Here is a 13,969-nt window from a genome sequence, read left to right on the forward strand (position 1 = left end):
AAAAGCAATATAAATAGTATAAAATAAGTAGTTCATCGGGAGATAAAATACTTTAATCGAAAATATGCTTTTTATGGCAAATACAAGTTTATAATTGCTTAATTTTAAGAGATATAACACCTAAAATACATTTTTTTTAGCATTTTAAAACACAATTCTAGTAGAGCAAAACAAACACAAATCAATGTTAAAAATAGCAAATAATTGATTTATTTCTTAAGGAAAACACCACTACATTATAATTATTTAATTACTAAAATAGCCATATCTCTACTATATGTACATTTTATTAAACTGCTAAATTGTTTAATTCAAAATGTTGATATCATGAAAAAAAAATACTTATTTATAATAATATTCTATTTCATTTCATTTCACAGTTTCGGACAAGATTGTTTAGAAAGAAGCCTCTCAGATGACGTAATATGTATTGGTCAAAATGCTTCGATTATTTTGTCAAATAGTGAAATCACTATGACTTATCAATTAAGAATAGGAGCTTCTGACATTGGAAGCCCTATAACCGGAACTGGTTCAGATATCACATTTACAGTATCGCCATCAATAACTACAATTTATTCCGTTTTTGCTACTTCAAATACTGCTTCAGTTTGCGACATAACATATGCAGATGTTTCTACCGTAACTGTAAATAATCTTTCAGTTGCTCCTACAACTATCTCTGGAATAACTACTATTTGCAACGGGCAATCTACTACACTAACAGTTAATGGAGGTACGCTAGGTACGGGAGCTATGGCTGAATGGTTTTCGGGTTCTTGTAATGGCATTGCCGTAGGAACTGGAAATAGTATTACAGTTTCTCCTATAAGTAATACCACTTATTACGTCCGTTATAATGGGTCTTGCAACGTTACTAGCTGCGCTTCTACAGCGGTAATCGTTAATTCAGTTCCAGTTCCAACTGTATCAATTGGTGTAAGTCCAGGTAGTAATATATGTGCTGGAACATCTGTGACTTTTACAGCTAATCCTACAAATGGAGGAACATCTCCTTTATATCAATGGAAAATTAATGGAACTAACATCGGTTCCAATAGTTCGACAGCAACTTTCACCTCATCGTCATTAGTTAATACAGATAAAGTAACAGTTGTCTTAACCTCTAATGCTACCTGTGCTGCTCCGGTAAACGCTACTAGCAATCAAATTACAATGACTGTTAATGATCTATTAACTCCTTCTATAAGTATTTCTTCTTCATCAACAACAATCTGCCCAGGAAACAATATCAACTTTTCTGCAGTAGCAATAAACGGAGGAAGTACACCTTTCTATCAATGGAAAATAAACAACAGTAACGTTGGAATTAATAGTCCTAATTTTTCCTCTACCACCTTAATTGATGGAGATGTTGTTACTGTAGAATTAACTTCAAACGCAATTTGCGTTTCTCCAACAAAAATTACAAGTAATAGCATCCCAATAACAGTTAATCCCGCAATACCAACTACCCCTTTAGCTGTATCGGGAATTAGTACGCAATGTCCAACACTAAATAATCAGGCGTATACAATTGCAGCGGTAACAAATGCTACTATTTACAATTGGACTGTGCCTTCTGGATGGACAATAACTGGAGGACAAGGAACTACTTCAATAAACGTAACAACTGGAAATAGTGGTCAAAATGGTAATATAAGTGTTACAGCGGGCAATAGCTGTGGAACAAGTTCGGCAAGCAATCTGGCTGTAACTATTATACCTAATGCAAGTATTGCTTCAGTTTCTGGAACAAATGCAATATGCATTGGTAGTACTACAACATACTCAGCAAACTCTGTTATATTAGGCGGTGGAACTGGCGCTTGGAGTAGTTCTAATACCGCTGTAGCAACAGTAGATTCAACTACAGGCCTAGTAACTGGAATAGCAGCAGGAAATTCAAACATAATCTACACGATAACTGGTGGTTGCTCAGGTACTAAAACGGCCCAACAATCAATAACGATAAATCCCGATGCCAATATTGCCTCAGTTACTGGGACAAGTCCAATATGTATTTCCGGAACAACAACTTTTACTGCAAATTCAGTTACACTCGGGGGTGGAACAGGAACTTGGAGTAGCAGTAATGCAGCAATTGCTACCGTAAATTCATCAGGTCTTGTAACTGGAATTGGAGCAGGGAATTGCAATATCGTTTATACTATCAGTGGCGGTTGTTCAGGAACTAAAACTGCCCAACAATCAATAACGATAACACCAAATGCTACTATTAGTTCCGTAACTGGTACAAGTCCGATATGTATTGCAGGAACAACCACTTATTCTGCAAATTCCATTGTACTCGGTGGAGGAACGGGGGCTTGGAGTAGTAGTAACACCGCTGTAGCTACTGTTGATTCTTCAACAGGTATAGTTACTGGAATTGCTGCTGGGACAACCAACATCATTTATAGCATAACTGGAGGTTGTTCAGGAACTAAATCTGCCCAGCAAACACTAACAATTACACCAAATACAAGTATTGGCTCCGTTACTGGTACAAGTCCAATTTGCATTTCTGGTACAACAACCTACGCCGCAAACTCAGTTGTTTTAGGTGGTGAAACTGGCGCTTGGAGCAGTTCAAATACAGCTGTAGCGACAATTAATTCATCAACTGGAGTTGTCACAGGAGTTTCAGCAGGAACTTCAAACATAATTTACACTATTTCAGGAGGTTGTTCAGGAATTAAAACTGCACAACAATCAATAACCATAACCCCAAATGCAAGTATTAGTTCCGTTAGTGGCGCCAGTCCGATATGTATTTCTGGAACAACAACTTATGCGGCAAACTCAGTTGTCCTAGGTGGTGGTTCTGGAACTTGGACAAGTAGCAATACAGCTGTAGCGACAGTTAATTCATCAACTGGAGTTGTTACTGGAGTTTCCGCAGGAACTTCAAACATAATTTACACCATTTCAGGAGGATGTTCAGGAACTAAAACAGCTCAACAATCGATAACTATAAATCCAAATGCAAGTATTGCTTCTGTTACTGGAATCAGTAATTTATGTATTTCAACCTCAACAACCTTTACTGCCAATTCCGTAATTTTAGGTGGTGGTACTGGAACTTGGAGCAGTAGCAACAACTCGGTTGCAACTGTTAATGCTACAGGTCTTGTTACCGCTACAGGAGCTGGAACTTGCAACATAACGTATACCATAACAGGAGGTTGCGGTGGCAATGTATCTGCCTCTCAAGCCGTAAATGTATTTTCAGGTATTCCAGGAACACCAGCGACCCCAACTGGCCAATCATCTATTTGTCCTGTTGCTGCAGGGTTGATATATAATGTGGCGGCCGTTGTTGGTACTTCAAATTATATTTGGACTTTACCAACCGGATTTACAATAACAGCGGGCTCAGGTACAAATTCTATTACGGTCACTGCGACATCTTCCGCAATTACAGGCAATATATCCGTAAAAGCAAGTAATACTTGTGGATCAAGTGCGTCAAGTCCTAATTTAGCAGTAACAGTTGGTAATTTTGCTTATGTAGATGCTGGTGTAGACCAGACCGTTTGTGCAACATCACCGAATGTATCATATAGCGCAGCTGTTGGCGGTGCTATAAGCGGTAACAATGATGTACAATGGACATCATCCAACGGAGGAAGTTTTACAAATGGAGGAAGAAAAGCCACAGGAACTTATACGCCTAGTGCAGCGGCAATAGCAGCGGGTACAGTGACATTAACTATTACAACCGATGATCCTGCTGGTCCATCATGTGATGCAGTAAATGACCAAATGATAATAACAATAACACCTGTTGCTAGCATAGCTTCTGTTACAGGTACAAGTACTTTGTGCACCTCCGGAACAACAACCTACATAGCCAACTCTGTAGTTCTTAGCGGTGGTATTGGCGCTTGGAGTAGTAGTAATACTGCTGTAGCTACTGTTAACAACACAGGAATAGTAACAGGAATCGCATCAGGTAATTGTAATATTATTTATACTATTACTGGAGGCTGTGGCGGAACTAAAACAGCCTTTCAATCTATAACCATTAATGCAGCGCCAACTGTTAATGCAGGTGGTCCAGATACCGTTTGTCAATCTAGTACCCCATCAGCCATTACATTATCAGGAGCAACTCGTTCTGGGGGAGCAACAGCAGCAGCTTGGTCCATCACTTCTGGAGGAGGATCTTTATCATCAACCGCACCTACGTCAAATCCAGCATCTGTGACTTACACCCCAGCAGCAAATTATAGCGGAAATGTAATTTTAACTTTGACTTCAGATGCACCAACAGCCTGCTCTCCAACTAGTGCAACAAGAACGATTACTATTAATGCGTCACCTACTGTAAATGCTGGAGGACCAGATATTGTATGCCAATCTGCAACACCATCTGCCCTAACTTTATCAGGGGCGACTATTGGTGGTGGAGCAACTACTGCTGCTTGGTCAATTACTTCAGGTGGAGGAACATTAAGTAGCACTGCACAAACCGCATCACCAGCAACTGTGACCTATACTCCAGCGGCAAACTCTAGTGGGGTAATTACTTTGACTTTAACTACAAATGCTTTAAGTTCTTGTTCACCAATAAGTGCTACAAGAACTATTACCATAAATGCCGCATCTTCTGTAAATTCTGGAACTAATCAAACCATTTGTCAATCTGCGACTCCATCGCCCATTACATTAGCTGGAGCATCAGTTGGTGGCGGAGCGACTACAGGAGCTTGGTCAATTACTTCTGGAGGAGGAACATTAAGCAATACTGCACAAACCGCATCACCAGCAACCGTGACATACACTCCAGCGGCAAATTATAGTGGAGCTGTAATTTTAACCTTAACTACAAATGCTTTAAGCACTTGTTCAACCGTAAGTGCTACAAAAACAATTACGGTTAACGCGCTATCAACTGTGAATCCTGGTTTGGATCAAACCATTTGTCAATCTTCATCCCCTTCAGCAATTACCTTAACAGGAGCTTCAATAGGTGGTGGAGCCACAACTGGAGCTTGGTCAATCACCTCTGGAGGAGGAACATTAAGTAGCACCGCACAAACTGCAACTCCGTCTAGCGTTACCTATACTCCAGCAATAAACTATAGCGGAAACGTAATTTTGACTTTAACTACAAATTCAGCTACATCATGTAATCCAACAACTGCCACAAGAACAATAACTATTAATGTTGCTTCTACTGTAAATCCTGGTTTGAATCAAACGATTTGTCAATCCCCATCCCCATCCCCTATTCAATTAACTGGAGCATCATTTGGTGGAGGCGCTACAACTGCGGCTTGGTCCATTACTTCAGGAGGAGGATCATTAAGTAATACTGCACAAACTACAACTCCTGATCTTGTTACTTATACTCCAGCAACAAATTATAGCGGAAATGTAATTTTGACTTTAACTACAAGTGCCTTGACCTCATGTACTGCTACCAATGCGACAAGAACAATCACAGTTAATACTGCACCTACAGTAAATGCTGGTGGCCCCAACATTGCATGCCAATCTTTATCACCATCATCAATAACCTTAGCCGGAGCTTCAATAGGTGGCGGAGCAACAACTGGAGCTTGGTCAATTACGTCTGGAGGAGGAACATTAAGTAGTACTGCGCAGACCGCAACTCCAGCGACCGTTACTTATACTCCGGCTATAAACTATAGCGGAAATGTAATTTTGACATTAACTACAAATGCCTTAACTTCCTGTTCTCCTATTTCTGACACAAGAACAATTACGGTAAATACGGCATCAACTGTTGATGCAGGATTAGATCAAACCATTTGTCAATCTGCAACTCCCTCAGCAATTATTTTAACTGGTGCTTTTATTGGTGGTGGAGCAACAACAGGTGCTTGGTCAATCACGTCTGGAGGTGGAACGTTAAGCAATACAGCTCAAAATGCATCACCACAAACAGTAACTTATACACCTGCCTCAAATTTTAGTGGAACCGTTATCCTTAAACTAACCACAAATTCAGCAACCTCATGTACTACCGCAAGTGCAACAAAAACTTTCACAGTAAAAAAAGAAGTAATAATTACCACTCAGCCGTCCAACACGAGTATTTGTGCCAGTTTCCCTGCAGATTTAAACGTTGTCGCAATTGGAGATGAATTAACCTATCAATGGTATAAAGGAGCTTTTCCAGGAGTAGCAGTTTCCAATTCGGGAAATATTTCTGGGGCACAATCATCAAACCTTCACTTTAACCAAGCTAGTTTATCAGATGATGGTATTTACTACGTAATTGTTAGCGGTGCTTCAGCTTGTTCTCCGGTAATCTCAGCGCAAAGAACACTAAATGTAGACCAAGCGATAATTGTATCTAACCAACCTATTACACAGTCGATATGTAGTGGATCTAATATTACTTTAACAGTTAGTGCTGATGCAAATGGTGATATGCTCTCCTTTCAATGGAGAAAAAACGGTACAAACATTGGAGCGCCAACGACATCAACAACGAACTCTTCATTAATTTTAAATAATAATACTATAACAGCTACCTATGATGTTTTGATTTCAGGGCCATCGGGTTATACCTGCTCCTCTGTTCAATCAACTACTGCCACAGTAACTATTTATCCAATACCTACAATCAGTGGCACACTTTCAGTTTGTGAAGGCGCTAATACCCAATTGAGCGGTTCTGCATCCCCAAATGTGAGTTCTCCTTGGTTGTCATCAAATACTGCTGTCGCGACCGTAAGTAACACTGGATTAGTAACAGGTATTCTCGCAGGTTCAACTACCATTACGTACACTAATTCAAATGGATGTAAAATTACAGCAACGGTAACTGTTAATCCAACTCCAAATGCAGTCGTAACCAATGGCTCGCAAACTATTTGTTCCAGCACATTAATTACACCTATGGTCGTTTCTGGAAATGTTCCATCAACTATTTTTAATTGGACAAGAGATAATACAGGAACCGTGACAGGAATCGCGGCTAGTGGTAGTGGGAATATCAGTGGGAATTTAGTTAATACAACTTCAGCCCCAGTTACAGTAACCTTTACTATTATTCCATCAACTGCAACTTGCATTGGTATTGCCATAACTTCAACCGTAGTGGTAAATCCAACTGCTCAAGTTAATCAACCACTAGATCAAATACTATGTAACAGCAGTTTCATTACTGCAGTTAATTTTGGAACTACAAATACCGGAGGAACAACTACCTACAGCTGGACAAACAATACCACTTCAATAGGTTTAGCAGCATCCGGATCTGGAAACATAACTTCATTTTCTGCCATAAATAATGGAAATTCTCCTGTGATTGCGACAATAATAGTTACACCAACATTTACAAATGGTGGAGCCAGCTGTATTGGTGCTACAAAAACTTTTACCATTACTGTCAATCCTAAAGCAAATGTAAACAAGCCATCACCAATTGATGTTTGTAATGGGAATACGGTCGCAGCAATTACATTTGGATCTTCAAATTCAGGAGGAACTAAAACGTATGCTTGGACAAATAATAATCCTTCAATTGGTTTAGGAGCTTCTGGAACTGGGGATATCCCTTCATTTACAGCAATAAACAATGGTAGTTCTCCAATTACAGCTACCATAAATGTAACTCCTACATTTGACAACGGAGGAATTAAATGTAATGGTCAAGCTGAAACATTTGTAATTACTATTAACCCTACAGCAGAGGTTAATCAACCAAGTAATTTGACTTTTTGTAATGGAAATGCAACTTCTGCTATTACTTTTGGAACTACAAATACTGGTGGAACCACAACCTATAATTGGACAAACAACACCCCTTCAATAGGTATAACATCTGGAAGTGGTAGCATCCTCTCTTTTAGTGCAATAAATAATGGCACGACTCCCGTAATCGCAACTATTACTGTTACTCCATCATTTAATAACAGTAGCATAAATTGTACGGGGCCATCTAAAACATTTACTATAACAGTCAACCCTACCCCTACTGTAACTGTACCTTCAAACCTAACCGTTTGTAATAATGGGGTGGTTCCTGCAACCAATTTCACTTCATCGCCAGCTGGAGGTACTTTCACTTGGACTAATAGTAATCCAAGCATAGGATTAGCAGCTTCTGGAGCTGGAAACATACCTTCATTTAATGCTACAAACTCAGGAACATCAGCTATAAACGCAACAATAACTGTTACTCCAACGGTAAATGGATGTACAGGAACCCCAAAAACATACACTATCAAAATTGATGCCTCCTCAACGGGTGGTATTGTTAGCTATTCGGATGGGACAAAAACGAAAACCGACTGTCACTCCGCATCTGGACAACTTACTTTATCTGGACATACTGGTACAATTCTATATTGGGAAACTTCAATAGACGCCGGAAACACATGGACCAATATTGCTAATGGTGGTAATACAACCTATAACTATTCTACTATAACAACAAATACTATGTTTAGAGTGGCCATACAAAACGCCTCTTGTACAATAGTTAAATCAGATGTTGCGATTTTATTTATTATTCCAAATATCAAACCATCCCCTGTGAGTGCATTACCTTCCACAATATGCGAAGGTGATTCAACAACATTAACCTCAAGTGCTAGTTACTCTACCAGTCAAAATTTACAAAATGGTGGACTTTTCAATACTGCTCAACCTGTTGGTTGGTATGTAGATGGAGGGAATTTCAATGCTTCCGGCGACAACGGAAACAACCATACCTGGCTGGAAACTAATGGAAATGCGGGGACTGAGTACGACACAGCATCTAATGATAAGTTTGCTATTGTAAGAGGTGCAATCGACTCAAGGTTAGAAACGCCAATTTTTGATTTGGTCGGACTAACAACTGCTAATTTGACTTTTGACTATGCCTATCAATTAGCATCGGGAGCAACTGGAAAAGTAGAACTTTCTTTTGATGGAGGTGCTACATATCCTGTAACCTTGATTACGTATACTGGAAATAAAACGCCTTATAATAAATTTACTAGTGCAATGAGTATTAATTTGGATGCTTATTTAGGATATTCTAATTTGAGAATAAAATTTAATTTTCACGGGACAGTAAATAGTGTTAATGCTTTTGGAGGTAGTTCATGGGCAATTGATAATGTCAAAATTCCCCAAGCACCAGTTCCTACCTTAACATCCCAGTGGCAAAATTTAGGTACAGGGGCAATCATTAGTGTGAGTAATGCTACAAATGTAACTGTAACTCCTGCAATAACTACAACTTATGCAGTAACCTCGTTCCTTAATGGATGTACCAGCTATGGAATTGATGGGACAACATATGTAACGGTTACCGTAAATAAAAGACCACTTGTTACTGCTTCTCCAGCAACAATCTGTTCTGACGACATATCAAACATTCCGTTGTCAAGTGCTGTTGTAGGTACCGAAACATCAACAACATTTACTTGGACTGTAGTACAAACTGGAGTGACAGGAGCAACTGTGGGAAGTGGGAATACAATTGCACAAAAATTGACAACAACTGGTGCTACATCAGGAACAGCCGTCTATACGATTACCCCAACATCCAAAGGATGTTTAGGTACGGCAAAGAATATTACCGTAACTGTAAATCCACGACCAACCGCAAACATAGGACCAAACCAAACGATTTGTTATGGGGGTACTGGTACTTTTAGTATTGCCTTAACAGGTAAAGCGCCTTGGACTTTTACGTATACAAATGGCACAACGCCTACTACAGTAACTACAAGCGCCAACCCCTATGTATTTACCGTCCCAAATATTATTGTGAATACAACCTATATCGTTACGGCGTTAAGCGATGCAAATTGTAACCCTGCAAAACCATCCGATTTAACTGGATCAGCAGCAGTAACAGTTCTAACGGGAACAGCGGGTATCTGGACTGGTTTAGTAAGTACAGACTGGTTTGATTGTAAAAACTGGGAACAAGGCCTTCCTTCTTATACAATTGATGCTCAAATACCTACTACTCCATCTGGTGGATTTGGCATGCCAGTTATTGACAACACTTCTCCATTTGCCCCTTTATATAGTGGTATTGCAACTGCTAGAGATTTAATTGTTAATCCTGGAGCTTCTGTCACTATGGTTAACACTAATAATTCTGAATTACAAATAAGCCGTAATTGGAGAAATAGTGGTGCTTTTATCCCCGGGACAGGAACAGTTACTTTTAATGGTGGAACTGCTAATCAAATTCAAACTATAAATCTAGGAATAAAAACAAACGAAACTTTTTATAACCTAAAAACCAATACAACAGGAACAGCTAAAGGCTTAAGTGTTGTAAATCAATTTGAATTAACTGTACAAAATCAACTCAACTTATTAAAAGGAGATGTCCGTTTAACAGGTGAAGCGCAACTGGTACAAACTATTGCTACATCAAATCCAACCGGTGGACAAGGTGTACTGTTAATAGATCAACAAGGTCAAAAAAATAGTTTCAATTACAATTATTGGTCTTCACCAGTAAGCCTTAATAACATAAATTATTCTATATCAAGTGTATTAAGAGACGGGACTGATGTCACCACTAATCCATTTAACCCAACTGTAATAACGTTCCTTGATGGTGCCTTTAGTGCCGACTTGCCACAAACGAATCCAATAACTGTAAGCAACCGTTGGTTATGGGCTTTTAATTCACCTGCATTATCAGATCCTTTATTAAATTATTATCAATGGAAATATGTTGGTAGTACAGGGACAATAAACATTGGAGAAGGATTTACGATGAAAGGAAATGGAGGAGTTGCTCCTATTTCTTCTTTACAAAACTATATATTTGTTGGTATTCCAAATACTGGAACAATTCAATTAAAAATAGATCCAGAGCAATCCTATTTGGTAGGTAACCCCTATCCATCTGCCCTTGACGCTAAACAATTTATAAGAGATAATTTAAGAGATTGCACTGGTTGTACAAATAGTAAAAACGTATTTAATGGAGCTCTCTATTATTGGGATCATTTTGGATTATCAAATAACCATTATTTAGCTGAATATGAAGGAGGTTATGCTACCTATACCCTAATGGGAGGTGTAGCTGGAATCAATGATAGTTCGTTAACGGTCAATGATGGTTCAACTGGATCAAAAATTCCAAAACAATACATACCCGTAGCACAAGGATTTTTTGTAGATGCCTTTTTAGATACTGACATTTCTGGTTCAGAAATCCCAATATCTGTTGAAGGAGGTACATTACTTTTCAAAAACAGTCAGCGACAATTTGTTAGAGAGAGTTCCGGAAGCTCCCTATTTATGAAAACAAATAGCACTACTAAAATAAACAGTCCCGAAATAGATGATAGGTCAAAAATACGATTAGGTTTTGACTCTGCAATCGGTGCACACCGACAATTACTTGTAGGTATTGATCCCAATACTACAAATCAATTTGATATTGGTTATGATGCTCCCATGTATGATTTAAGCGATGATGATATGTATTGGGAAATGAATAATACTCAATTTATAATACAGGGAGTTCCTAATTTTAATGACGATCAAATTATACCAGTGGGTATTAATGTGGCAAATGAAGGTGCAATAACAATTAAGATAGATGCAATGGAAAATATTCCTAATTCACTGGAAATTTATTTATTTGACAATGTAACTGGGATTTATAACGATATAAAAAACAATGATCTAACTCTATCACTTACACCAGGAGCGTATACAAATCGCTTTTCTTTGCATTTTGCAAATAAAACCCTTAGTGTTGACAAAGCTAAATTGAATGATGGAATACTAGTATATTTTACCAATGACAATAAAATACTAAACATTAAAAATAATTTTGTAGATAATATAATAGAAAAAGTATACCTTTTCAATATTTTAGGTCAAAAAATAGAAAATTGGACTATTGATGATGGTGTGCAAGCTTCTATTAAACTACCAATTAAAAATGTTAGAACCGGAGTGTATATTGTGAAAATTCAAACTTCGAAAGGCAATTTTAGTAAGAATATTATTGTCCATTAATCGACGAAATATTAACTAAATTTTGTAAAGTTGAACTGAGAATTGTTTTTATATTTGAATCGAAAATTCGAATATAAAAACAATATAGAGTATGAAAAAAATAATCACCCTTTTAGCAATAGCTTTATTTACTATAAACGCAAGTGCTCAAGATGCAAAACCGGCTAAAAAAGAAAAAACAAAAAAAGAATCTTGTTGCATGGCAAAAGAATCTGACGCAAAGACTATGAGTGCAGAAGATGTTGCAAAATGTCAAGTAAAATGCAAGGCCGACGGAAAAAAATGCAGTGCCAAAACAAGTAAAAAAGAAGGTAAAAAATGCTAATTTAAAAAAGTATAAAATAATTTTTACAAAAGAAGGCTCTAACTAATTTAGAGCCTTCTTTTTTTACAAACTAGTAAACAACTTATTTTTATTTTATTCTAACACTCCATTCAAAATCCATTTCTGACACTTGAACTCCCTCTTCATTCGTCCCTATGGATTTCATCCAGAAAGTTTGTCCCTCTCCTGTAGCAATTGTTTCTTTGATTGCTTGCGCTATCAAGTGCCCATCCTTACATACAAATGTTATTCTTCCAGTTGCTTTTTTTGTAAAATTTCCTTTATTATTAGCCACTAACATGGATATTTTTTTTCTGCTTTTTTTAATTTGATAGATTACTAATGCTCCTGTTGAAAGCTCAGCAGCCATAGCCTGAACTGCAAAATACATCGAATTGAATGGATTTTGATTGATCCAGCGGTGTTTTACAGACACCACACATTTATTCTCATCTATTTCTTTTACCCTTACTCCGCAAAGAAAAGCAGAAGGCAATTTGAAAAATAGAAATTTATTAAGTTTAGAGGCTGTAAGGTTCATTATTGCTTGTTTTTTTGCTAATATACAAAAAAATACTATGCGTACATATAAAAATAATTTGTTAAAAATATGTTAATATTTACTACTATGCGATACAAGATACTGTCTTTTGGACATATATTTGCATAAGAAATTACTAGGTAAGCTAATCGAAATTAGTTCTGTACTTTCAATCATCAATCAAAAATCAAAAAAAATGGAAACAATTACCGAAAAAAATGCCGCTACTTTTACACACATAAGTACGTTAACACAATACTTTATTCCTTTTGGGAATTATATTTTTCCAATATTAATTTGGTCGACAAAAAAAGATCAGTCCGAATTTGTAGATTATAATGGAAAACAAGTACTTAATTTTCAATTGAGTTTACTATTGTATTCGTTAGTCCTTATTGCTATTGCAGTACCTGTTTTCTTAATCACTATTTTTAACAATGTTCCTTTTGATGCTATCATTCATGATGATAATTTTGTTATCAATAATTTTAATTTTGACAACAGTATTGGTCTATTAACAATTGGAATTATGGCTGTTATTATTTTTGGCTGTTTGAAAATAGCAGAGTTCTTTTTAATTATCTATGCAGCAATAAAAACATCAAACGGAGAACGTTTTAAATATCCAATCACAATTCCATTTATAAAATAACGAGCCTATCCCTGATGGAAGTGACATCTCCCGATTTTATTTATCGGGAATACAACGGACAGCAGGAAATAGCTTCTAAAAATAATCATCAATCATCAATCAAAAAATGAACAGTTTAATCCAAAAACAAAAATGAAATTATGAACATTGAAAACACAAAAGCACAGATGCGTAAAGGTGTTCTCGAATTTTGCATCCTATCCGTATTGAAAGAAAAAGATGCATACACATCGGAAATACTAGACACTTTAAAAAACGCAAAATTACTCGTAGTGGAGGGTACTATTTACCCACTACTGACACGACTAAAAAACGACGGATTATTAAGCTACCGTTGGGAAGAATCAACATCAGGACCACCAAGAAAATATTATGGTCTTACTGAAATAGGACAAACCTTTTTAAACGAATTAAATGGTACTTGGACAGAATTGTCTGATGCCGTAAATCTAATCACAAACCAAAAATAAGA

The 13,969-nt window shown here is 37.2% G+C and carries 5 protein-coding genes; 4 read left to right on the plus strand and 1 reads right to left on the minus strand.

Annotation, left to right across the window (positions count from 1 at the left end; translation table 11 throughout):
- The first annotated feature begins 327 nt into the window (after positions 1–327).
- Both AB3G39_RS14945 and AB3G39_RS14950 read left to right on the plus strand, forming a co-directional pair.
- Complete coding sequence (locus tag AB3G39_RS14945) at positions 328–11,979, plus strand: Ig-like domain-containing protein (protein WP_369769473.1); 11,652 nt, start codon at positions 328–330, stop codon at positions 11,977–11,979.
- Between the two features lie 91 nt (positions 11,980–12,070).
- Entirely contained in the window at positions 12,071–12,304 is a 234-nt protein-coding gene (locus tag AB3G39_RS14950) for a hypothetical protein (protein WP_367773871.1), read from the plus strand.
- Positions 12,305–12,392: 88 nt separating this feature from the next.
- On the opposite strand, the gene AB3G39_RS14955 is transcribed toward AB3G39_RS14950, so the two are convergent.
- Positions 12,393–12,845 (minus strand): DUF4442 domain-containing protein, encoded by a 453-nt coding sequence (locus tag AB3G39_RS14955; protein ID WP_369765557.1) that lies wholly within the window; start codon positions 12,843–12,845, stop codon positions 12,393–12,395.
- A gap of 196 nt (positions 12,846–13,041) precedes the next feature.
- On the opposite strand from AB3G39_RS14955, the gene AB3G39_RS14960 reads away from it, so the two are divergent.
- Positions 13,042–13,497, plus strand: a complete 456-nt coding sequence (locus tag AB3G39_RS14960) for a DUF4870 domain-containing protein (RefSeq protein ID WP_367757566.1) — start codon at positions 13,042–13,044, stop codon at positions 13,495–13,497.
- Between the two features lie 140 nt (positions 13,498–13,637).
- Entirely contained in the window at positions 13,638–13,967 is a 330-nt protein-coding gene (locus AB3G39_RS14965) for a PadR family transcriptional regulator (protein ID WP_007136354.1), read from the plus strand.
- The last annotated feature ends 2 nt before the right edge of the window (positions 13,968–13,969 follow it).

The organism is Flavobacterium sp. WC2416 (assembly GCF_041200095.1).
Taxonomy (GTDB): domain Bacteria; phylum Bacteroidota; class Bacteroidia; order Flavobacteriales; family Flavobacteriaceae; genus Flavobacterium.